This is a genomic window from Roseateles sp. (assembly GCF_052436255.1).
Lineage (GTDB): Bacteria > Pseudomonadota > Gammaproteobacteria > Burkholderiales > Burkholderiaceae_C > Pelomonas.
In genome coordinates this window covers 1-20,571 of record NZ_JBQVNP010000024.1, presented here as the reverse complement: position 1 = coordinate 20,571, position 20,571 = coordinate 1, and the positions used below count along the sequence as shown (strand labels likewise).

Below are 20,571 nucleotides of genomic sequence, written 5' to 3'. Positions count from 1 at the left end.
CAATGCCCCAGCAAATCAACCTGCTCACGCCCATCCTGCTGGCACCCAAGCGCTACTTCTCGGCGCTGACCTTGCTGCAGGCGACGGGCCTGCTGCTGCTGGCCGGCCTGGCGGCGGCGCTGTGGCTGCAGCAACGCGACCGCAGTGCCGAGGGCCGGCATCAGGCGCTGCTCGCCCAGCTCGCGGTCGAGCGACAGTCCCTGCTGGTGGCCAGCGCGTCACTGCCGGCGCCGGTGGATGCCGCCACCGTGCAACGGCAGCTGCTGCCGCTGGAGACCGGCAATGCCGAGCGCCTCTTGCTGCTGCAGGCCCTGGGTGCCGACGCCGCGGGCCAGCGCCATTCCGACCTGCTGAGCCTGGTGGCGCGCAGCCTGCCCGAGGCCGCTTGGCTCAGCGAGCTGCGCTATGCGCCCGGGCGCGTCGAGCTGCTGGGCGGCACGCTCGACACCACGGTGCTGCGACCCTGGCTGGGCCGGCTGGCCGCCCACCCGCTGCTGGCCGGCCAGCAACTGGCGGCACTGCGCGTCGAACGCCTCGGCGCGCCCGGCACCGAGGCGGGCAGCAACCCGCTGCTGGCGAGCGACAGCTCCCTGGCCAACAGCCGCCTGCCGGTGTGGGCCTTCCGCGTCGTCAGCGCGCCGGCCCAGGCGGCCAGCGCCGCCACGGAAGGCGCGCCATGAAGGCACAGACCACCATCGACCTGGCGCTGCTGCGCCGCCGACTGGCCCCGCTGCGGGCGCGCTGGGACCGCCAGGCCAAGCGCATCGACGCGCTCAGCCTGCGCGAGCGCGCCTTCCTCTTCCTCAGCCTCGTCGCCGTGCTGGCGCTGTTGTTCGACACGCTGGTGCTGTCGCCCCAGGCCGCGCGTGCCAAGCTGCGCAGCCAGGCGCAGGCCAAGGAGGTGGCCGAGGTGGGCCAGTTGCGCGAGCAATTCGTGGCGGCCAGCCGCATCAGCGCCAGCACGCCGGCGGCGCAATTGCAGGCCCAGCTCGACGCCGCCAAGGCGGAGCGCCTGCGACTCGACGCTGCCCTGCGCCAGGCCAGCACCGTCAACCCGGCCGAGGGCCTGTCCGTCGTACTGCAGCGCCTGCTGGCGCGGCAGCCCGGCCTGGTGCTGGAGCGCCTGACGCTGCTGGACGACGCCCCCGTCGCCCTGCCCTCGGCAGCGGCCTCGGCGCCAGGCTCATCCCGCGCCGCGCCACCCCGCATGCCGGGCATGAGCTGGCAGGGGGTGGAACTGCACGTTCAGGGCAGCTACCGCGACATCCAGCGCTATGTGCAGGCACTCGAAGCCGAGCTGCCGGCGTTGCGCTGGGGCGAGATGCGCCTGAGCAGCGGCGGCCCGGGCGAGACGCCGCGGCTGCTGGCCCGCATCCATCTGCTGAAGGTGCAGCCATGAGAACGACGCTGATCGCCCTGCTGCTGGCGGCGCCGTTCGCCCACGCCGCCGACGACATCGCCGGTCACGGCGCGCGCGACCCGACGGCCTGGCCGCCGGCCTTGCGCAGCGCGATGGCCGCTGCCTCGCCCGCTTCGGCGGCATCCGGCGCCGAGCCGGCCGACCGGGCCGTCCGGCAGGTCGTCTTTGCCGATGGCCGGGCCTATGTCGTGCAGCGCGGCCGGCGCTACGCCGTCGGCCAGCAGCTCGACGGCGCACGGATCGAGCGCATCACCGAACAAGCCGTGTGGCTGCGCCAGGCCGGTCAGGTCAGGCGCGAGCCGCTGTACGGCGACGTCGAGAAACGCCCCGAGCCGCCGGCCCGGGCGGCCTCCGACGCCAGGAAATCCAAGGAGAAGCCATGAAGGCCGCCGTTCCCCGTCTTTTGCTGCTCAGCGCCGCGGTGCTGCTAGCCGGCTGTGCCGACAAGCCGCTGCGCGTCGCCCAGCCCAGCCAGGCGCTGCGCGAAGAGCTGCAGGCCCAGCGGGCCCTGCCGGCCGCTCCGGCAGCCTCGGCCGCAGCACCCGCAGCCCAGACCCAGCCCATGCCGGCACCCACCCTGCAGCCCGAGCCGCGCTTTGACCTCATCGTCAACGGCGCGCCGGCGCGCGATGTCTTCCTGTCCCTGGTCAGCGACACCCGCTACAGCATGCTGGTGCACCCCAGCGTGTCGGGCCAGCTGTCCGTCACGCTCAAGGGCGTCACGCTGCGCGAATCGCTGGACGCCATCCGCGATGTCTACGGCTTCGACTACGCCATCGAGGGCCGCCGCGTCACCGTCTTCCCGCCGACGCTGCAGACGCGCGTCTTCACGATCAACGCGCTGGCCCACCAGCGCAGCGGCCGCAGCGAAGTGCGCGTCAGCTCGGGCGCCGCACCAGCCGGCAGCCAGAACGGCGCCACCGGCACAGCCACCGGCGGCAGCACGACCACCGTGCAGCAGCAGGAGAGCAGCCAGCTGAGCACCAAGGTCTCCAACGACTTCTGGAGCGAGACCAACATCGCGCTGAAGGCGCTGGTCGGCAGCGGTGAGGGGCGCACCGTCATCACCAGCCCGCAGTCCGGCACGGTCGCGGTGCGGGCCATGCCCGACGAGCTGCGCCATGTCGAAGCCTGGCTGAAGGCCACGCGCATCGCCGTGGAGCGCCAGGTCATGCTGGAGGCCAAGATCGTCGAGGTCGAGCTGCGCGAGGGCTACCAGAGCGGCATCGACTGGTCGCGCATCGGCGACCGCGGCGCCATCGGCCAGACCAGCGTCAACCCGTCGATCCCGAGCGGCGTCGGCAGCATCATCAACCCGCTGGTCAGCAATTCGCGCGGCCTGCCGGTGCTGTCCACCGGCACACAGCAGCCCGCCTGGCCGGACCTCATTCCCCTGCCCTCGTCCGGTGGGGGCACCTTCGGCCTGGCGCTGGCACGCGGCGGCTTCCAGGCGCTGCTGAGCTTCATCGAGAGCCATGGCGACACGCAGATCCTGTCCAGCCCGCGCATCGCGACGCTGAACAACCAGAAGGCCGTGCTCAAGGTCGGCACCGACGACTACTTCATCACCGGCATCAGTGGCAGCAACAGCGGCAGCAATGCCAGCAACACCGGCACGAACGGCACCACCAACCAGATCCCGACGCTGACGCTGACACCCTTCTTCAGCGGCATTGCGCTGGACGTGACGCCGCAGATCGACGCCGCCGACATGATCACGCTGCATGTCCATCCGTCGGTGTCCAGCGTGACCGAGAAGGTCAAGCAGGTCGACCTGGGTTCGGTGGGCAACTTCCGCCTGCCGCTGGCCAGCGCCAACATCAACGAAAGCGACACCGTCGTGCGCATCCCCGATGGCCACATCGTCGCCATCGGCGGCCTGATGCAGATGGAAGCCTCGCGACGCGGCTCCGGCCTGCCCGGTGCGGACAGCAACCCGCTGACATCCATGCTGTTCGGCAACCGCGCCAACAACGGCCGCAAGCGCGAGCTGGTCGTGCTGATCAAGCCCAGCATCATCCGCAGCGCGGAAGACTGGCAGCAGCACAACCGCCTGGTCAGCGAGTCTCTGAGCGACACCGAGACGCGTTCGAGACGCGTCATCCGCCTGGACGGCGAGACGCGCCCCGACTGAGGCCACCTAGAATCGGCCGCATGGTCAGCCTCGATGCACAGCGCTTGAACCGGTGCTTGCGGCGACTGCTGCCGCTGGGCTGCTTCCGCTCAGTCACTCCGCCATAAGGCGCCTCGCGCCTGCCAGGCGTTCCCATACGCCCCCCAGCCGGCCCGTTCGCGGTCGTGCTGTTCCACTGCCTTGAATCCCTGCAGCCCTGAGCTGCCTTGACCTATGCTTTCGCTCTCCACTCTCAAGCGCGAGTGGCTGGGCAACGTCCGTGGCGATCTGCTCGCCGGCCTGGTCGTTGCGCTGGCCCTCATTCCCGAGGCCATTGCCTTTTCCATCATTGCGGGCGTCGACCCGAAGATCGGCCTCTACGCCTCCTTCAGCATGGCCGTCGTGACCGCCGTGGCCGGTGGCCGCCCTGGGATGATTTCCGCTGCCACCGGCGCCATGGCCCTGGTGATGGTCACGCTGGTCAAGGACCATGGCCTGCAGTACCTGCTGGCCGCAACGCTGCTCACCGGCGTGCTGCAGATCGTCGCCGGCGTCTTCAAGCTCGGCTCGCTGATGCGCTTCGTCTCGCGCTCGGTGATCACGGGCTTTGTCAATGCGCTGGCCATCCTGATCTTCATGGCCCAGCTGCCGGAGCTGACCAACGTCGGCTGGCAGGTCTACGCAATGACCGCGCTGGGCCTGGCCATCATCTACCTCTTTCCCCGTGTGACCAAGGCCGTGCCATCACCGCTGGTGACCATCGTCGCGCTCACCGGCATCAGCCTGGCGCTGGGGCTGGACATCCGGACCGTTGGCGACATGGGCCAGTTGCCCGACAGCCTGCCGGTGTTCCTGTTCCCGGATATCCCGCTGACCCTGCAGACGCTGCAGATCATCCTGCCGTACTCGCTCACGCTGGCCGTGGTTGGCTTGCTGGAATCGATGATGACGGCCCAGATCGTCGACGACCTGACCGACACCGGCAGCAACAAGAACCGCGAGTGCGTCGGCCAGGGGGCCGCCAACATCGCCACCGGTTTCCTGGGCGGCATGGCGGGCTGCGCCATGATCGGCCAGTCGGTCATCAACGTGAAGTCTGGCGGACGGGGCAGGCTGTCGGCTTTCGCGGCCGGCGTGTTGCTGCTCGTCATGGTCGTCTTCCTCGGGCCCTGGGTGAGCATGATCCCGATGGCGGCCTTGGTGGCCGTGATGATCATGGTGTCCATCGGCACCTTCAACTGGCATTCGGTGCTCAAGTTGCGCCAGCACCCACCGAGCAGCTCCGTCGTGATGATGGCAACCGTCGCGGTCACCGTCGGCACGCATGACCTGGCCCAGGGCGTCTTCGTCGGCGTGCTGCTGTCGGGCATCTTCTTTGCGCACAAGGTCAGCCATGTGCTGCGCATTGATCGCAGCGTCGATGCAGCCGGACGCGAGCGCCGCTACCAGGTCTTCGGCCAGGTGTTCTTCGCCTCGGCCGAGCGCTTCATGGCCGCCTTCGACTTCAAGGAAGCGGTCGAGCGTGTCCACATCGACGTGAGCACGGCGCACTTTTGGGACATCACGGCGGTCAGTGCGCTCGACAAGGTGGTCCTGAAGTTCCGCCGCGAAGGCGCCGAGGTGACGGTGAGCGGCATGAACGAGGCCAGCGCCACGCTGGTCGGCCGCTTCGCCGTCCACGACAAGCCCGGCGCGGTTGAAAAGCTGATGCACTGAGAGGAGATCAACCATGCCCATCGTTCGCGCCTGCATCGACGGCAAGAGCAATTCCTGCGCCTCAGCCCGGTACCCGTGCTGGTATTGCGCTAGCTAGCGAGCGCTACTCACTCACATTGGCTTCACAGCCGTCTTGCAGGCTGCGTGCAGGCGCGGCATGTCGCCGCCGCTTGGATGAGCGAGGACCGAATGAGATGGGGCAGCAAGAGGATGTGGGTGAGGCTATTGGTCGGCGCCGTCGGGCTGACGGTCGTCGTCGGGGCGCTGTGGTGGCTGCTGTTCGGGCTCAGGCCCTATGCGGTCACGGCCGCGCACATGCAGGCGCGCTATGCGCTGCCGCCCGGCGTGACAGTGCAAGCCGACGTGCAGCCCTGGTCCGACGGCCGGCGGCACGGGCTGGCATTGCGGTTTCGCAGCTTCGACGGCAGCGAGGTGACGGGGCGGCTGCTCTACCCGGCTGACCCGGCGCAGGCCCGCGCGCCCTATCCACTGCTGCTTGGCCTGCACGCCATGGGGCGCAGCCACGCGCGCTGGTGGGAGGCCGTCCACAAGGACAAGCCGACACTGGAGCACACCCACCTGATCACCGAGATGGCGCTGCAACAGGGCTATGCGGTGCTGGCGCTCGATGCACGCCTGCACGGTGACCGCAAGATCGCCGCGCAGGGCCTGCGCAAGCTGATGGTCGACATGCACCTGTGGGGCCGCCGCGACCCCTACGAGCGCATGGTGGTGGACACCGTGCGCGACTACCGCCTGCTGCTGGACTGGGTGGCCACGCAACCGCAACTCGACCTGGGCGCGGTGCGCGCCGCCGGCTACAGCATGGGCGCGCAGATGGCGCTGCTGCTGGGCGGCATGGACGCGCGCATCGCGGCGGTGCTGGCCATCGTGCCGCCGCACCTGGACGACAAGGTCGCGATGGCGGCGCCACGCAACGCGCTGCCCGGCCTGGCCGGCAAGACGGTCTGGCTGGTCAGCGCCGAGGCCGATGAGCATGCCAGCGTTGCGCAAAACGAGGCGTTGTTCGGCGCCCTGCCCGGCCCAGACAAGCGTCATCTGCGCTTTGCCGGCGGGCACCTGCTGCCGGCCGGCTATGTCGAGCCGTTGCTGCCGTGGTTCAAGAGACGCTGAAGGCTCAGGCCGCCACGCGAAGGGAGCGGTCGCCGCGCGCCACGACGCGCCCGACCACGCCGGCCGCGTCGAAGCCGTGCGCGGCGAACAGGGCGAGCACGGCATCCACCGCGCTCGCGTCGCAGGACACCAGCAAGCCGCCACTGGTCTGCGGGTCGGTCAGCAACGCACGGTCTGCGGCGGCAAAGGCGGCCGGCAGCTCAACGTCCTGCCCGTAGCCCGCCCAGTTGCGCCCCGACGCGCCGGTGACGAGGCCCCGCTGCGCCAGTTCCCGCACACCCACCAGCAGCGGCACGGTGCGCCAGTCCAGCGTCACCGTGCAGCCGGCGCCGCGCGCCAGTTCCAGCGCATGTCCGGCCAGGCCGAAGCCGGTCACATCGGTCAAGGCATGCACGCCCGGCAGCCCGGCCAGGTCCGGCCCCGGCGTATTCAGCCTGGTCGTCGTGTCGATCACGGCGCCGCTGACTTGTCGAAAAGCTGCGATGGTACATTTGTGCCAATGTAGTTACAGCCATCCTGCCCTATGCCGCCGTTGTCCAGAGTCGTTCCACTTGCAGTGCTCGCCGCAGCGGTCCTGGCTGGCGCATGGTATGTGCGGGAGGAACGCGAGAGCCTGCGCTCAAGGCTCGTCGCCGCACCCCCGACTGCGGCCTCCGCTGCGGCAGGGCCGACCGCCGCATCTGCCGCAGCATCCGCCGCAAGCGCACCCGCGCTGGCGGCCTCGGTGCCCGAGCCGATGCCCGCCGAACCCCTGGAGGCAAGCGGCCTGGAGAATGCCCTGGTCGAGCTGCTCGGGCGCAAGGCGGTGATGAACCATCTGCGCGTCGACGGCTTCGCGAACCGCGTCGTCGCGACCGTCGACAACATGGACCGCAAGCAGCTGTCCTCGCGCCTGTGGCCGGTCTACCCGAGCACCGGTAAGTTCAGTGTTCGCGAGCAGGACGGGCGCACCTATATCGATGCGGACAACGGGCTGCGCTATGCGCCGCTGCTGCTGCTGGCCGAGACGGTCGACCCGGCCCAGGTCGCCGAGCTGTATCGACGCATGTACCCGCTGCTGCAGGCCGCCTATGTCGAACTGGGCTATCCGAAGGGCCGCTTCAATGACCGGCTGCTGGCGGTCATTGACCACCTGCTGGCAACGCCCGTGCCGGACGGTCCGCTCGAAGTGCGCCTGCCGCCCATCGACCCCTCGGTGGCGCCGCCTCGGCCCTGGGTGCTCTATCAATTCGCCGATCCGGCGCTTGAATCGCTATCGGCGGGCCAGAAGTGGCTGCTGCGCCTCGGGCCGGTCAACGAGCGCCGCGTGAAGCTCAGGCTGCAGCAGTTCAAGCGCGAACTCGTCGTCCAGGCGACACCGGCTCAATGATGCGGGGCGGCGGCGCAGGCCGCCCACCCCGCCTTTGCATCGAACAACCTTTGCGTGAGACCCCCACGAAGCATTCCCGACGACGTCACTCGCTTTGTCTTGACCAGCGTGTCCTCGGTGCCCCACCTCGAGGCCATGCTGCTGTTCCATCGCGAGCCCGCATTGCGGCGCACGGCCGCGGAGGTGGCGCGCGCGCTCTACCTTCCAGAAGCCGCGGTCGCGGACCTGTTGCGGGCGCTCTGCGGCGCCGGCATCCTGGCATGCGACGAGGCCTGCTACTGGTACGCCCCGAGCGAGCCACTGGCCCGCGCGCTGGACAGTCTCGACAAGGCCTACCGCGACAACCTGGTCGGCGTGACCCACCTCATTCACAACTCGACGCAGAAAAGCGCTATGCGATTTTCGGAAGCCTTCAAATGGCGAAAGGACAACTGACATGGACAAGCTGAAGCTGATCCGGCGTTCACCCGCGACGATCGCCGTCTGGGCGGGGCCCAATGCTTGACGGCGTGAAGGCGCTGCAGGAGCTCGGCTGGCCCATCGCCGTCGTGCTGGCCTGGGTGGTCGGTGAGCTGGGGCACCGCTGGACGGGGCTGCCGCGCATCTGCCTGTACGGCATGGTCGGTTTCGCACTCGGCCCGGCTCAGGCCGGGCTGCTGCCTGCGGATACCGGCGGCACGGTCATGCTGCTGGCCAACGTGGCGTTCGGGCTGATCCTGTTCGAGTTCGGATACCGCATCAACCTCAACTGGCTGCGCAACAACCCCTGGCTGGCAGCCAGTGGCCTGCTGGAATCGGGGCTGACGTTCGCCTGCGTGCTGCTGCTGGCCTACGTCTGGGGGCTGCCGACCCTGACCGGCCTGCTGCTGGCCTCGCTGGCAATGTCCACCTCGCCGGCCTCGATCATGCGGGTCATCAACGAGCAGCGCAGCTCCGGCCAGGTCACCGAGCGTCTGGTGCACCTGACCGGCCTGAACTGCGTGCTGGCGGTGTTCACCTTCAAGGTGATCGTGGGTGTGTGGACCTTCCAAAGCTCGGGCAGCCTGCTGCAGGCCTCGTTGAACAGCGGTGTGCTGCTGGCCGCGTCCGCGGCACTCGGCGCGCTGTTCGGCATCGGCGTGCCGGCGCTGTTGCGGCGCACCGGCAATGTCAGCCGCGACGCGACGGTGGCGTTCGCCATCGCCGTCATGCTCGTGGTGGCGGTCGCGCACGCCTTCAAGCTGTCACCCGTACTGGCCGCGCTGACCTTCGGCCTGATGGCGCGCCACCGCCGCATCGCCTTCAGCGCCACGCAGCGCAACTTCGGCACCCTCGGCGATGTGTTGACGGTCGTGCTTTTCATGTTCGTCGCCAGCACGCTGGAGTGGCAACGCGTGTGGCAGGGCATGGGCCTGGCGCTGGCGCTCATCGCCGTGCGCGCCGCGGCCAAGGTGGCCGGTGTGACGGCGTTCGCCCGGCTCAGCGGCGTCACGCCGCGCAAGGGCATGCTGACCGGCCTGGCCATGACGCCGATTTCGGTCTTTGTCATCCTGCTGCTGGAGCAGGCGCGGTATCTGGGCGTCGACCTGGTCGACCAGCTCGCCGCGCTCGCCGCCACCACGCTGCTGCTGGAGCTGGCCGGCCCGGTCGTCACGCAGCGCGCGCTCATGTGGGCGCGCGAAACCCATGAGCCCGCGGAGCACTGATGGCCCTCGAAGCATTCACCAAATCCGCCGCGCTGACGCTGGGCGTCGAGCTGGAGCTGCAGCTCGTCTCCCTGAGCGACTTCGACCTCATCGACGCCAGCCCCGACATGCTGGAGCTGCTGGGCCGCACACCCTTCCCCGGCAACGTGGTGCCCGAGATCACCGAAAGCATGATCGAGATCTCGACCGACATCCAGACCGATCACACCGGCCTGCTCGCGCAGCTCAAGGACATCCGTGATGCGCTGGTGCGCGCCGGCGACACGCTCAACGTCGGCGTGGCCGGCGGCGGCACCCACCCCTTCCAGCAATGGAGCCAGCGCAAGATCTACTCCAAGCCGCGTTTCAAGGAGGTCTCGGCGCTGTACGGCTACCTGGCCAAGCAGTTCACCATCTTCGGCCAGCACGTGCACGTGGGCTGCGCCAGCGGCGACGACGCGATGTTCCTGCTGCATTCGCTGAACCGCTATGTGCCGCATTTCATCGCGCTGTCGGCGTCGTCGCCCTTCGTGCAGGGCAAGGACACGCTGTTCAACTCCGCGCGGCTGAATTCAGTGTTTGCTTTTCCTTTGAGCGGCCGCGCGCCTTTCGTGCTGGACTGGCAGGGCTTCGAGCAGGGCTACTTCGCCCACATGGAGCGCACCGGCATCGTCAAGAGCATGAAGGACTTTTACTGGGACATCCGCCCCAAGCCCGAGTTCGGCACCATCGAGCTGCGCGTCTGCGACACGCCGCTGACCGTCGAGCGCGCCGCCGCGCTGGCCTGCTATCTGCAGGCCCTGTGCGCCCACCTGCTGGAACGCAGCGAGCCGCCGCCGGTCGAGGACGACTACCTGGTCTACAACTACAACCGCTTCCAGGCCTGCCGTTTCGGCCTGGACGGCACCCTCGTGCATCCCAAGGGCTACCAGACGCTGTCGCTGCGCGAGGACATCCTGGCCACGCTGCGCCATCTTGAGCCGCATGCCGACCGCCTGGGCAGCCGCGCGGCGCTCGATCACCTCTACCGCGCCACGCATGAGGGCAGCGACGCCAACTACCTGCGCCAGCAACATGCCGAGCGCGGCAGCCCCGAGGGCATGGTCGACGCGGCGCTGCTGCGCTTCAGGCGCGACGAGGCGCCGCTGCCGTCCTTATGATTTGCGCATGCCTCCACGCGCTTCCCCTCCCCCGCCGACCGGCCGTGACGACGACGAAGCGATGCTTGTGCTGCGGCAGTTCCGGCAGGTGCTGAACACCGTCAAAACGCATTTTCAGCAGGTCGAGAAGAAGGCCGGCCTGGGCGGCGCCCAGGCCTGGGCACTGAGCGTCGTGAAGCAACAGCCAGGCGTGGGCGTCAGCGGGCTGGCGCGGGCGATGGACATCCACCAGTCCACGGCGAGCAACCTCGTCAAGGCGCTGGTCGAAAGGTCTCTGGTGGAAGCACGCAAGGAGGGCGCGGACCGGCGCTCCGTGCAGCTGCACCTGCTGCCCGCGGGCGCTCGGGCGCTGCGCAAGACGCCGGGGCCGTTCGAGGGCGTGCTGCCCGGCGCCCTGCGCGAGCTGGACGCCCCCACGCTGCGGCGCCTGCGCAAAGACCTGGCCAAGCTGATCCTGGTGCTGCACGCCGACGAGAAGTGGGCCGGCATTCCGCTCGGCGAGATGTGAGTTGGCCTGACTCAGTCACGCACTTGCAGTGCGGCCTTGCCAGCCGCCGTCACGCGGCCCACCACGGCGGCATCGGCAAAGCCATGGGATGCAAAAATGGCCAATACGGCATCCGCCGCGCTCGCCTCGCAGGACACCAGCAAGCCGCCACTGGTCTGCGGGTCGGTCAGCAACGCACGGTCCTCGGCGGCAAAGGCGGCCGGCAGCTCAACGTCCTGCCCGTAGCCCGCCCAGTTGCGCCCCGACGCACCGGTGACGAAACCCCGCTGCGCCAGCTCCCGCACGCCGTCCAGCAGCGGCACGGCGCGCCAGTCCAGCTCCACCGAGCAGTTGGCACCGCGAGCCAGCTCCAGCGCATGTCCGGCCAGGCCGAAGCCGGTCACATCGGTCAAGGCATGCACGCCCGGCAGCGCGGCCAGGTCCGGCCCCGGCGTGTTCAGCCTGGTCGTCGTGTCGATCATGCGGGCGTAGCCCTCGGCGCCCAGCTGCTCCTTTTTCAGCGCCGCGCTCATGACGCCCACACCGAGCGGCTTGCCCAGCACCAGCACATCGTCCACGCGCGCATCGGCATTGCGCTTGACGCGTTTCGGGTGGATGAGGCCGAGGGCCACCAGGCCATAGATCGCCTCGACCGAATCGATGGTGTGGCCGCCCGCGATAGGAATGCCGGCCGCCCGACAGACCGAGGCGCCGCCTTCCAGCACGCGCGCAATCGTCTGCGTGGACAGCACATTGATCGGCATACCGACGAGGGCCAGCGCCATGATGGGCCGGCCGCCCATCGCATAGACATCGCTGATGGCGTTGGTCGCCGCGATGCGCCCGAAGTCGAACGGGTCGTCCACGATGGGCATGAAGAAGTCCGTCGTGGCGATCAGCGCTTGCTCGTCGTTGAGCTGGTAGACGGCCGCGTCGTCTGCGGTCTCGATGCCGACAAGCAGCTCCTCGGGGATGGGCATCGCCGTCGTGCCCTTGAGAATCTCGGACAGGACGCCGGGCGCAATCTTGCAGCCGCAGCCGCCGCCATGGGACAGCGACGTGAGGCGGGGTTCGGCGGGGGGAGCGGGGCAGGCAGTGGCGGTCATGGCGGCGTCGGTCTCGCAAGCAGCGCGGCGACAAGGCCGCGCAGGGTGGCCTGCTCGGCCTCGGGCGCGAAAAGCGCTGCGCGCGGGCTGAGCTGGGCGCTGAGGCGCGCAAGCATATCGGCATCGTCCCGAGCGCGCGCCAGCAGGGCCGCCAGGGCCGCGTCGTCGCCAGGCTCGAACACGCCTTCATAGCCCGCGCCCAGCAGCCCGAGGTTGCCGTCGATGCGCGAGGCCAGCACCGGCGTGCCGCTGCGAATGGCCTCGATGACGACATGGGCGCCACCCTCCATGCGGCTGGGATGCACCAGCACATGTGCGGCCTGGATGCGACGCCGCGCGGCTGCATGCGGCAGGCCACCGAGCCAGCGGAAGGCCGGCAGGGCTGCGGCCAGCGCTTCGGCCTCACCCCCCAGGGCCGGGTCCAGCGCGGCCCCGAGGTGGTCGAGCCGGATGTCGGGCCGCCCGGCCAGGCGGCGCGCGGCGCGCCAATAGGTCTGCGGGTCCTTCTCGTCGCGCAGGTGACCCACCATCAAGGCGCGCAACTGCCGGCTGCTGCGCAGCAGCGGCGCGCGGGCGGTGCAGGACTGCAGCACGACATGGGCCTTGGCCCGCAGCGCCGCGGGCAACTGGCGCAGGCCCAGCTCGTTGAGCACGACGAGGGCGTCGGCCATCTGCAGCGAGCGCTGCGCGGCGGCATCGGTTTGGATGTCGCGGTAGAGGTCGGTGCCAGTCAGCACCAGCAGGATGGGCCGCGCCGGATGCGCCGCGCGAAAGGCGGCGATGGCGGCGGCCGACCGCCGCGCATGCAGGGCAATCAACAGCGCCTCGTCGCCACCCTGCCAGTGCTGGGCCAGGGCGACGCGATAAGCTGGCCGCAGCAGCTGCGCCCAGCGATGCGCCGTCTGCCAATTGCCGTTGTTGGCCTGGGCCAGGGCCGGCGTCACGATGACCAGGGATTCAAGACGATGCACGATGCAAGCCTAACCCGCGCGGCGCTGGACGCCCGTCAGGGCAGCCCCGCGGCGCTGGCCCTGGCCCTGGCCGCCAGCCGGGCCGACACGCTGGCCACCTTCGCCGCCTACGAGCGCGCCCTGCCCGGCCTGGCCGTGCCGCTGCGGGCCGACATCAACCCGCCGCTGTGGGAGTTGGGTCATGTCGGCTGGTTCCAGGCATTCTGGATCGCGCGCAACCCCGAGCGCGCTCGCGGCCAGCGCGCCGACCCGCAGGCCCCACGGCCGCATTCGGCGGGCGATGCCCTCTACGACTCCAGCCAGGTGCCGCACGACAGCCGCTGGCGGCTGCCGCTGCCCGATGCGACCGCGACCCGGCAAGACCTGGCACGCCAGCTCGACGAGACGCTGGGCTTGTTGCGCGACCTCGGCCATGGGGGCGGCCACGATGACGACGCGCTCTACTTCTACCGCCTCGCGCTGCTGCACGAGGACATGCACCACGAGGCCGCGCTCTATATGGCGCGCGGCCTGGGCGTGCGCATCGACGATGCGCGCTGGCAGCCGCGCCCGCTGCCGGCGCCGGCAGAGCCGTTGCAGTGCGGCGCCGGCCGCTGGCGCCTGGGCAGCGCCGACGGCGAGGGCTTTGCCTTCGACAACGAGCTGCCGGGCGTCGACGTCGATCTGCTGCCCTTCTGCATCGACGCCCAGCCGCTGCGCTGGGCCGAGTACCTGCCCGTGGTCGACGCCGGCCTCGCCCCGGTGCCGCGCTATCTGCGCAGCGGCGGCGGCGGCTGGCTCGAGTGGCGCCACGGCGCCTGGCAGCCGCTGGACCTCAGCCTGGCCGCCTGCCATCTGACGCAGGCCGAAGCCCTGGCCTGGTGCCGCTGGGCCGGCCGCCGCCTGCCCACCGAGGCCGAGTGGGAATGCGCCGCCGGCACGCGGCCCGAGGCCTTCCGCTGGGGCGAGGTCTGGGAGTGGACGGCCAGCGCCTTCGCGCCCTTTCCCGGTTTCACGCCCCATCCCTACCGCGACTATTCGGCGCCCTGGTTCGACGGCCGCCCGGTGCTGCGCGGCGCCTCGCACCTCACGCAGCCGCGCATGCACCACCCGCGCTACCGCAACTTCTTCCCGGCCGGGCGCAGCGATATCCCCGCCGGATTTCGCAGCTGTGCGGCCGGCTAGAGTCCGGCCCGTGAAACTTTCCCTGCACGACCTGTCGGCGCGCCACGCGACGGCCCGGCGCGACGTAGCCGATGCCCTCGCCGGCCTCAGCCTGGAGATCGCCGAAGGCGAACAGCTCGCCGTCATCGGCCCCTCGGGCGCCGGCAAGACCACCTTGCTGGAAGTGCTGGCCTGCGCGCGCGTGCCGACACAAGGGCGGCTGACGGTCGACGGCGCCAACCCCTGGGGCCTGCCGCGCAGTGCCCTGCAACGGCTGCGTGGCCGCCTCATCCTGATGCCCCAGGTGCCGCCGCTGCCGCCGCGCCAGCGTGTCGTCACGGCCGTGCTGGCTGGGCGACTGCCGGGCTGGAGCCTTTGGACGGCGCTGCGCTCGCTGTTCTACCCGGTCGACATCCCCGCGGCCGAGGCGGCGCTCGCGGTGTTCGAGCTCGGCGACAAGCTGTTCGAACGCGTGGACCGCCTGTCGGGCGGCGAGCGCCAGCGCGTCGGCCTGGCGCGGGCGCTGGTGGCGCCGGCCGAGCTGTGGCTGGTGGATGAGCCCCTGTCGGCGCTGGACCCCGCCCGGGCTCAGCGCGCCGTTGCCGCCCTGGTGCGCGAGGCCGGCGAGCGTGGCGTCACGCTGGTGGCCTCGCTGCACCAGGTGGAAACGGCGCTGGCCCACTTCCCGCGCATCGTCGGCCTGCGCGCGGGTCAGCTGGCGTTCGATCTGCCCGCCGCCGACGTGACGCCCGAACTGCTGGCCCGGCTCTATGCCCAGCACGAGCATGAGCTGCATGGCCAGTCGCCCGCCGCCATCGACGCGCCGCCCGCGCCTGCGGTGCCCGCGGTCATGCAATGCCGCTGAGCGCGCCCGGCTCGGCCAGCGCTGCACGCCGGGACCCGGCCTGGGTGGGCCGGCTCGGCCTCGGCCTCGCGGGCATCGTGCTGCTGTGGCCACTGCTCGTGGCCACCGAGTTCAAGCCCTGGCTGCTGCTCGACCCGGACGCACTGCGCGTCACCGGCCGCTTCGTCGACAGCTTCTTTCCGCCGGCGCTGGGCGCGGACTTCCTGCTGCTGCTGGCGCGCGAGACCTGGCGCACCCTCGCCATCGCTACCGCTGGCGTCACGCTGGCCCTGCTTCTGGCCCTGCCGCTGACGTTCCTGGCGACGCGCGCGCTCTCGGCTTCGGCGCTGACCGGGCGCATGGCGCCGCTGCCGCATGCCGTGCGCCAGGTCGTGCGCGCCCTGCTCATCGGGCTGCGCAGCATGCCAGAGCTGGTCTGGGCGCTGGTCTTCGTGCGCGTCGTCGGCCTGGGCCCGGCGGCCGGCGTGCTGGCGATTGCACTGACCTACGGCGGCATGCTCGGCAAGGTCTACGCCGAGATCCTGGAGAGCGGCGACGCCCAGGTCACGCAGGCCCTGCTGCGCAACGGCTCGACGCGCCTGCAGGCCTTTGCCTACGGCCTGCTGCCGCAGAACGCCGCGGAGCTGACGAGTTACACCGTCTACCGCTGGGAATGCGCCATTCGCAGCTCGGTCGTGCTGGGCTTTGTCGGCGCGGGCGGGCTGGGCCAGCAGATGGACAGCTCGATGAAGATGTTCGCCGGCGGCGAGGTGATGACGATGTTGCTGGTGTTCGTCGTGCTGGTGGCCCTGGCCGACCGCTTGAGCGCCGCGCTGCGGCGGGCCCTCGGATGAAGCGCCTGCCCCCGCCCCTTCTCGATGCGCGCCGCCGCGCCTTCTGGCTGCTGGCCAGCGTGCTGGCGCTGGTGGTGGCCAGCTTTGCATCGCTGGACCTGCACCTGGGGGCCTTCTTCTCGGGCGAGTCGCTGGCCAGCATGGGGCGCTTCGCGCGTGAGTTCATCCCGCCGGACCTCAGTCCTGCGTTTGTCGCCCGGGTCACTGCAGGCGCCTGGGAGACGCTGGCCATGTCGGCCCTGGGCACACTGCTGGCGGCGCTCGCCGCGCTCGCGATGGCGCTGCCCGCCAGCCGGCTGCAGGGCACCGGGCGCGGCCTCACGCGGCTGCTGCTGAACGCGCTGCGCTCGGTGCCCGAGCTGGTGTGGGCCGCCCTGCTGCTGATCAGCGCCGGCCTCGGGCCCTTCGCCGGCACGCTGGCCCTGGCCATCCACACCAGCGGCGTGCTGGGCCGGTTGTTCGCCGAGGCGCTGGAGAACGCCCCGCCGGGCCCGGCGGCGGCGCTGCGGGCCCAGGGTGCGGGCAGCGTGCAGGTGTTCCTGTACGCGACGCTGCCCCAGGTGGTGCCGCAGCTGATGAGCTACGCGCTCTACCGCTGGGAGAACAACATCCGCGCCGCCGCCGTGCTGGGCGTTGTCGGCGCTGGCGGCCTGGGCCAGCTGCTCAGCTTCCACATGGGCCTGTTTCAGATGGACAAGACGGCCACGGTGCTGCTGGCCATGCTGGTGCTGGTCGCGCTGGTGGATGCGGCGAGCTTTGCGCTGCGCCGCTGGTTGATGCGCTAGTAGGCGCCAGGCAGGTGCGCGCTACCGGTCCAACCCAGCAGCTTGCGAACCTCGGCCGGCACCGGCAGCGGCTGCACGCCCTCGGGCGCTCGCGCCAGCTCGAAGCGGCGCAGCTCCGGGCTGCGGAATACGGCGCCTTCGTGACCCAGCAGCGCCCTGCCCTTGGCCTCCACGCCCGGCACCGCCTGGCGGAACTCGTCGAGGTTGGCGAAACTGGTCTGGCAGGCCGCAACTGGCATCGGCGCCCAGCTGATCAGCGGCTGGCCGCTATCCGAACGGATGTAGACATTGCCGTCGACGCGCGTCGCCATCGGCGCCGTGACCTTGCCGCAAACGACCGGCGGCTGCTCGAAGCGCAGCAACGGGCCCTTGACGCCGGCATCGGCCACCAGCAGGTTGCTCTCGAAGACATGGCCGACGCGCTCGTGGACGTCCGGCCCGGTCTGCGGATGCCAGCCGAAATGGTCGCCCTGGGCGCTGCGCTCGTTGCGGTCGATCAGCACCGGTGAATTGACGAAGGTGTTGTGGTGGATCTTGGCGCCGGCGCTGTTGAGGACGCGGATGCCTTGCTGGTTGTTGACGAAGACGTTGCCGGCGACGGTCACGCCCTTGGAGATCTCGAAGAACAGGCCGGCCATCGTGCCTTCGACATGGTTGTTGATGAAGACGCCATCGTGGTTGCCGACGTCCCACCAGACACCGTTGGAGTAAGGCTGCTCGACGACGAGGTTGTCGCGCACGACGACGCGGTGCGACTGGTTGAAGATCTTCACTGCGGCCGGGTAGTAGCCCGTCAGGCGCTCGACGTTGTTGCGCTTGATGAGGTTGCGCTCCAGCAGTACATCGGACGAGCCGATGACGTAGATGCCCTCGGTGCTGGTGTCGCTGATCAGCGAGTTGCGGATGACGAGCCTGTCGCCACGGAAATAGCCCGCCACGCGCGAGCAATGGCTGATGGTCACGTGCTCCAGCAACGTACCGACGACCTCCTTGCCGTGTTCCGATTCGGGCGACGGGCCGACCGGATCGTCCGTCGGTTCCTCTGACACCAGCGTCGATGGCTTCTTGCCCTCGATGTCGATGGCGCGGTAGGCGTACTGCGTGAAGGTGATGCCGCGGATGGTCGGGCCCTTGCGATCCGAGGCCTTGCCGTGCACCGGCCGTGAGGGACGGTGCAGTGCAATGTCGTGGGCGGTGATCTCGACTTGCTTGCCGGCCGGGTTCACGCCGATGTAGACATGGCCCTTGGCGTAGTCGATGTAGAAGCCCTTGCTGCCCATCTCCCCCACCCAGCCGGCGGACTGCAGGGGCTGCCCGTCAATGAAGACCATGTCGTTGTTGAAGCGGTGCAGCGGCGTCAAGGCGCCTTCACGGTCGGGCTGCCACCAGCCCATCGGCTGCGCCGGGAAGAGCGTCGACCACCGGGTGCGCCAGACATTGTTGGGCAGGGCCTGCCACTCGGTGGCCACGCGAGTGCCCTTGAGTACCGGCACTTCGTCCAGATAGGGCTGGATGGTGATGCCCTGGTTGAGCTGCAGGCCGCCCGTGCGGTAGGTGCCGCCGCGCATGACGATGGCGTCGCCGGTGACGACGCGGGCCATGGCCGCCTCGATGGTGGTGGGCTGGTTGGCGGATGCGCCTCGGGCTTCGGCCTTGCCGTCGGGCGCGACGAAGTAGACCTGCGCCGCCTTGGGCACGGCATAGCGCTGCGGGACGGGGCCGTAGGGGCCGCCCGAGGGCTGGGCGATGGCGCCAGCAGCAAGCCACTGCGCGGCCAGCAGGCCGAGGGTGCCGGCCCACCGGCGCAGCGGGGTGCGAGTTTGGGAAAAGGAATGGCTCATGAGGTCTCCTGGCTCTTGTTGCGCCGGGCGCTTAGATAGCGCTACCAGTCGCTCGGAGACGAACGCTATCACGGTCGCGACCGTAGCAGCTGAAAGCGCGCTGATGTCAGCGTGGTTTCGCTCCCACCAGGCCCAACGCCAGTGCGATGCCGACCAACACGATGGCACCGCCGACGACCATCTGCGCCGTGATCACCTCCTGCAGGAAGAGCGCGCCCCACAGGATGGCAAACACCGGAATCAGGAAGGTGACCGACACGGCATTCGTCGGCCCGACGCGGCTCATGAGCCGGAAATACATCAGGTAGGCCAGCGCCGTGCACAGCACGGCCAGCCCGAGCGCGCTGCCCCACGCGAGCCGGCCCGGCGGCAGCACGGGCCAAAGCCACGCGGCCGGCAGCGCCAGCAGCAATGCCGCGGCCGCCTGGCTGCCGGTGGCGACGGCCAGTGGCGCGACGCCGGTCAGATAGCGCCTGGTGGCATTGGCCGCCAGCCCATAGCACAGCGTGGCCGCCAGGCAGGCCAGCATGGCCCAGAAGCCACTGTGTTCCGCGCCGGGCTTGAAGCTGGCCTTGTCCCAGGCCAGAAAGGCAACGCCGGCAAAGCCGATGACCAGGCCGAGCACGCGCCAGCGCGTCAAGCCCTGGCGCAGCCAGACGAAGGCGACCAGTGCCGTCCACAACGGCGTGGTCGCATTGACGATGCTCGACAGCCCGGCCGTGATGGACAGCGCCGCGAACGAGAACAGCACGAACGGGATGGCGCTGTTCAATGCGCCGACGAGCAGCATGGCCTTCCAGTGCTGGCGCAGGCTGGCGAGCTGGCCGCGCGAGGCCAGCAACGGGATCAGCAGCAGGCTGGCCAGGCCGACGCGCACGGCGGCCAGCACGACCGGCCCGAATTCCGGCACGCTCACGCGCATGAACAGAAAGGACGCGCCCCAGAGCGCGGCCAGCAGGACCAGCTCGCCGATGTCGAAGGGCTTCATGCGCTGGCGCTTTCCAGCTTGAGCAAGGCCTGCTTGCGATCCAGCCCGCCGGCATAGCCGGTCAGCGAGCCATTGGCACCGACGACGCGGTGGCAGGGCACCAGCACCGAGATCGGGTTGCGCCCGACGGCCGCACCCAGCGCCCGCGCGGCACTGGCGCGACCCAGCCGCCCGGCCAGCGCGCCGTAGGTGGCCGGTTGCCCGGGTGCGATGGCCAGCAGCGCCTGCCAGACCTCGCGCTGGAAGGCCGTGCCGGCCGGGTCGAGCGGCGGCAGCTCAAAGGACTTGCCGCTGAAATAGGCCGTCAGCGCCGCTTCGGTGGCCGCCAGCAACGCGTCGCTGCCATCGTCCTGCGGCACGCCCAGCTCACCCGGATGGTGTTTCTGGCCGTCGAACCAGAGGCCGGACAGACCGCTGGCGCTGCGTGCCGCGGTCAGCGGGCCGAGGGGCGTGGCGATGCGGCGCTGCCGGATGTGGTGGTGGTTCATGAATGTCTCCAGAGATGCAGGACGGCGTAGCTGCGGTAGGGCCGGTAGCGCTCCGCGGCTTCGAGATAGGCCTTGGGCGACAGCGGCGGTGCGCCGGCGCTCAAGGCCTTGCGCAGCACGGTGTCGCCGGGTGGGAAGGCGTCGGGCCAGCTCCAGCCCCGCATCAGCATGTAGCCTGCCGTCCAGGGGCCGATGCCGGGGATGGCGGTCAGCGCCTCGGCCGCGGCTTCTGCGCTGCCCTCGCGGCGGGCGAAGGCCAGCGTCGGCCAGGCGCGGGCCAGCGCGATGAGGCTGTCGGCGCGGCGGCCGATGATGCCGAGCGCGGCGACGTCATCGCGCGTCGCGGTGGCAATGCGCTCGTGCGTCGGGAAGAGCCGGCCGCAACCGGGTGGGGGGTGATCGCGTTCGGGCAGCGCCTCGCCGAAGCGCTCGACGAAGCGCCGCGCCAGCGTGCGCGCGGCGGCGACCGTGATCTGCTGGCCCAGCAC

General features: G+C 70.2%; 21 protein-coding genes and 1 pseudogene. 15 read left to right on the top strand and 7 right to left on the bottom strand.

Annotated features, from left to right (window positions below; genetic code table 11):
- The first annotated feature begins 2 nt into the window (after positions 1 to 2).
- From ACT6S0_RS08180 to ACT6S0_RS08155, 6 genes are all read left to right on the top strand, one after another.
- On the top strand, positions 3 to 680 hold the full coding sequence (locus ACT6S0_RS08180) for a hypothetical protein (RefSeq protein ID WP_444763402.1): 678 nt from the start codon (positions 3 to 5) through the stop codon (positions 678 to 680).
- A complete protein-coding gene (locus tag ACT6S0_RS08175) occupies positions 677 to 1,399 on the top strand; it encodes a hypothetical protein (RefSeq protein WP_444763401.1) in 723 nt (240 codons plus the stop codon). The genes ACT6S0_RS08180 and ACT6S0_RS08175 overlap by 4 nt, the downstream gene beginning before the upstream one ends.
- Entirely contained in the window at positions 1,396 to 1,803 is a 408-nt protein-coding gene (locus tag ACT6S0_RS08170; protein ID WP_444763400.1) for a hypothetical protein, read from the top strand. The genes ACT6S0_RS08175 and ACT6S0_RS08170 overlap by 4 nt, the downstream gene beginning before the upstream one ends.
- Positions 1,800 to 3,554, top strand: coding sequence for a secretin N-terminal domain-containing protein (locus tag ACT6S0_RS08165; RefSeq protein WP_444763399.1), 1,755 nt, complete (start codon positions 1,800 to 1,802; stop codon positions 3,552 to 3,554). The genes ACT6S0_RS08170 and ACT6S0_RS08165 overlap by 4 nt, the downstream gene beginning before the upstream one ends.
- 213 nt (positions 3,555 to 3,767) lie before the next feature.
- On the top strand, positions 3,768 to 5,249 hold the full coding sequence (locus ACT6S0_RS08160) for a SulP family inorganic anion transporter (RefSeq protein ID WP_444763398.1): 1,482 nt from the start codon (positions 3,768 to 3,770) through the stop codon (positions 5,247 to 5,249).
- A gap of 216 nt (positions 5,250 to 5,465) precedes the next feature.
- A complete protein-coding gene (locus tag ACT6S0_RS08155) occupies positions 5,466 to 6,383 on the top strand; it encodes an alpha/beta hydrolase family protein (RefSeq protein ID WP_444763397.1) in 918 nt (305 codons plus the stop codon).
- A gap of 4 nt (positions 6,384 to 6,387) precedes the next feature.
- Here the strand turns inward: ACT6S0_RS08155 and ACT6S0_RS08150 are convergent.
- Positions 6,388 to 6,837, bottom strand: a pseudogene (locus tag ACT6S0_RS08150) (AIR synthase-related protein); the annotation flags it as partial.
- Positions 6,838 to 7,119: 282 nt separating this feature from the next.
- Between ACT6S0_RS08150 and ACT6S0_RS08145 the strand changes: the two are divergent.
- The 5 genes from ACT6S0_RS08145 to ACT6S0_RS08125 all read left to right on the top strand — a co-directional run bounded on the left by ACT6S0_RS08145 (position 7,120) and on the right by ACT6S0_RS08125 (position 11,084).
- Entirely contained in the window at positions 7,120 to 7,752 is a 633-nt protein-coding gene (locus ACT6S0_RS08145) for a DUF3014 domain-containing protein (protein ID WP_444763396.1), read from the top strand.
- Between the two features lie 99 nt (positions 7,753 to 7,851).
- A complete protein-coding gene (locus ACT6S0_RS08140) occupies positions 7,852 to 8,187 on the top strand; it encodes a hypothetical protein (protein WP_444763395.1) in 336 nt (111 codons plus the stop codon).
- 62 nt (positions 8,188 to 8,249) lie between these two features.
- Positions 8,250 to 9,437, top strand: coding sequence for a cation:proton antiporter (locus ACT6S0_RS08135; RefSeq protein ID WP_444763394.1), 1,188 nt, complete (start codon positions 8,250 to 8,252; stop codon positions 9,435 to 9,437).
- A complete protein-coding gene (locus tag ACT6S0_RS08130) occupies positions 9,437 to 10,576 on the top strand; it encodes a YbdK family carboxylate-amine ligase (RefSeq protein WP_444763393.1) in 1,140 nt (379 codons plus the stop codon). The genes ACT6S0_RS08135 and ACT6S0_RS08130 overlap by 1 nt, the downstream gene beginning before the upstream one ends.
- 7 nt (positions 10,577 to 10,583) lie before the next feature.
- Positions 10,584 to 11,084 carry a MarR family winged helix-turn-helix transcriptional regulator gene (locus tag ACT6S0_RS08125; RefSeq protein ID WP_444763392.1) on the top strand — a complete coding sequence of 167 codons (501 nt, stop codon included), beginning with the start codon at positions 10,584 to 10,586 and terminating at the stop codon, positions 11,082 to 11,084.
- Between the two features lie 11 nt (positions 11,085 to 11,095).
- On the opposite strand, the gene selD is transcribed toward ACT6S0_RS08125, so the two are convergent.
- Positions 11,096 to 12,169, bottom strand: coding sequence for a selenide, water dikinase SelD (selD, locus tag ACT6S0_RS08120; protein ID WP_444763391.1), 1,074 nt, complete (start codon positions 12,167 to 12,169; stop codon positions 11,096 to 11,098).
- A complete protein-coding gene (gene senB, locus ACT6S0_RS08115) occupies positions 12,166 to 13,140 on the bottom strand; it encodes a selenoneine biosynthesis selenosugar synthase SenB (protein WP_444763390.1) in 975 nt (324 codons plus the stop codon). The genes selD and senB overlap by 4 nt, the downstream gene beginning before the upstream one ends.
- On the opposite strand from senB, the gene senA reads away from it, so the two are divergent.
- The 4 genes from senA to phnE are packed head-to-tail and all read left to right on the top strand — an operon-like array spanning position 13,135 to position 16,766.
- Positions 13,135 to 14,304, top strand: a complete 1,170-nt coding sequence (senA, locus tag ACT6S0_RS08110; protein ID WP_444763389.1) for a selenoneine synthase SenA — start codon at positions 13,135 to 13,137, stop codon at positions 14,302 to 14,304. The genes senB and senA overlap by 6 nt on opposite strands.
- 10 nt (positions 14,305 to 14,314) lie before the next feature.
- On the top strand, positions 14,315 to 15,148 hold the full coding sequence (locus tag ACT6S0_RS08105) for a phosphonate ABC transporter ATP-binding protein (RefSeq protein WP_444763388.1): 834 nt from the start codon (positions 14,315 to 14,317) through the stop codon (positions 15,146 to 15,148).
- Positions 15,139 to 15,981: a PhnE/PtxC family ABC transporter permease gene (locus ACT6S0_RS08100; protein ID WP_444763387.1), complete on the top strand. Its 843-nt coding sequence runs from the start codon at positions 15,139 to 15,141 to the stop codon at positions 15,979 to 15,981. The genes ACT6S0_RS08105 and ACT6S0_RS08100 overlap by 10 nt, the downstream gene beginning before the upstream one ends.
- Positions 15,978 to 16,766 carry a phosphonate ABC transporter, permease protein PhnE gene (gene phnE, locus ACT6S0_RS08095; protein WP_444763386.1) on the top strand — a complete coding sequence of 263 codons (789 nt, stop codon included), beginning with the start codon at positions 15,978 to 15,980 and terminating at the stop codon, positions 16,764 to 16,766. Before ACT6S0_RS08100 ends, phnE begins: the two co-directional genes overlap by 4 nt.
- Here the strand turns inward: phnE and ACT6S0_RS08090 are convergent.
- From ACT6S0_RS08090 to ACT6S0_RS08075, 4 genes are all read right to left on the bottom strand, one after another.
- On the bottom strand, positions 16,763 to 18,607 hold the full coding sequence (locus ACT6S0_RS08090) for a right-handed parallel beta-helix repeat-containing protein (RefSeq protein WP_444763385.1): 1,845 nt from the start codon (positions 18,605 to 18,607) through the stop codon (positions 16,763 to 16,765). The two genes, phnE and ACT6S0_RS08090, sit on opposite strands and share 4 nt — an antisense overlap.
- 106 nt (positions 18,608 to 18,713) lie before the next feature.
- Positions 18,714 to 19,595, bottom strand: a complete 882-nt coding sequence (locus tag ACT6S0_RS08085; protein WP_444763384.1) for a DMT family transporter — start codon at positions 19,593 to 19,595, stop codon at positions 18,714 to 18,716.
- Entirely contained in the window at positions 19,592 to 20,083 is a 492-nt protein-coding gene (locus ACT6S0_RS08080) for a methylated-DNA--[protein]-cysteine S-methyltransferase (RefSeq protein WP_444763383.1), read from the bottom strand. Before ACT6S0_RS08080 ends, ACT6S0_RS08085 begins: the two co-directional genes overlap by 4 nt.
- Positions 20,080 to 20,571: DNA-3-methyladenine glycosylase family protein (locus tag ACT6S0_RS08075; protein ID WP_444763382.1), on the bottom strand; the 492-nt coding region annotated here is incomplete at its 5' end. The genes ACT6S0_RS08080 and ACT6S0_RS08075, both read right to left, overlap by 4 nt.

Coding starts and splice junctions, on each gene's coding strand:
- ACT6S0_RS08180 (WP_444763402.1), top strand. CDS start 3: ATGCCCCAGCAAATCAACCTGCTCACGCCCATCCTGCTGGCACCCAAG.
- ACT6S0_RS08175 (WP_444763401.1), top strand. CDS start 677: ATGAAGGCACAGACCACCATCGACCTGGCGCTGCTGCGCCGCCGACTG.
- ACT6S0_RS08170 (WP_444763400.1), top strand. CDS start 1,396: ATGAGAACGACGCTGATCGCCCTGCTGCTGGCGGCGCCGTTCGCCCAC.
- ACT6S0_RS08165 (WP_444763399.1), top strand. CDS start 1,800: ATGAAGGCCGCCGTTCCCCGTCTTTTGCTGCTCAGCGCCGCGGTGCTG.
- ACT6S0_RS08160 (WP_444763398.1), top strand. CDS start 3,768: ATGCTTTCGCTCTCCACTCTCAAGCGCGAGTGGCTGGGCAACGTCCGT.
- ACT6S0_RS08145 (WP_444763396.1), top strand. CDS start 7,120: ATGCCCGCCGAACCCCTGGAGGCAAGCGGCCTGGAGAATGCCCTGGTC.
- ACT6S0_RS08135 (WP_444763394.1), top strand. CDS start 8,250: ATGCTTGACGGCGTGAAGGCGCTGCAGGAGCTCGGCTGGCCCATCGCC.
- ACT6S0_RS08130 (WP_444763393.1), top strand. CDS start 9,437: ATGGCCCTCGAAGCATTCACCAAATCCGCCGCGCTGACGCTGGGCGTC.
- ACT6S0_RS08125 (WP_444763392.1), top strand. CDS start 10,584: ATGCCTCCACGCGCTTCCCCTCCCCCGCCGACCGGCCGTGACGACGAC.
- selD (WP_444763391.1), bottom strand. CDS start 12,169: ATGACCGCCACTGCCTGCCCCGCTCCCCCCGCCGAACCCCGCCTCACG.
- senA (WP_444763389.1), top strand. CDS start 13,135: ATGCACGATGCAAGCCTAACCCGCGCGGCGCTGGACGCCCGTCAGGGC.
- ACT6S0_RS08100 (WP_444763387.1), top strand. CDS start 15,139: ATGCCGCTGAGCGCGCCCGGCTCGGCCAGCGCTGCACGCCGGGACCCG.
- phnE (WP_444763386.1), top strand. CDS start 15,978: ATGAAGCGCCTGCCCCCGCCCCTTCTCGATGCGCGCCGCCGCGCCTTC.
- ACT6S0_RS08090 (WP_444763385.1), bottom strand. CDS start 18,607: ATGAGCCATTCCTTTTCCCAAACTCGCACCCCGCTGCGCCGGTGGGCC.
- ACT6S0_RS08085 (WP_444763384.1), bottom strand. CDS start 19,595: ATGAAGCCCTTCGACATCGGCGAGCTGGTCCTGCTGGCCGCGCTCTGG.
- ACT6S0_RS08080 (WP_444763383.1), bottom strand. CDS start 20,083: ATGAACCACCACCACATCCGGCAGCGCCGCATCGCCACGCCCCTCGGC.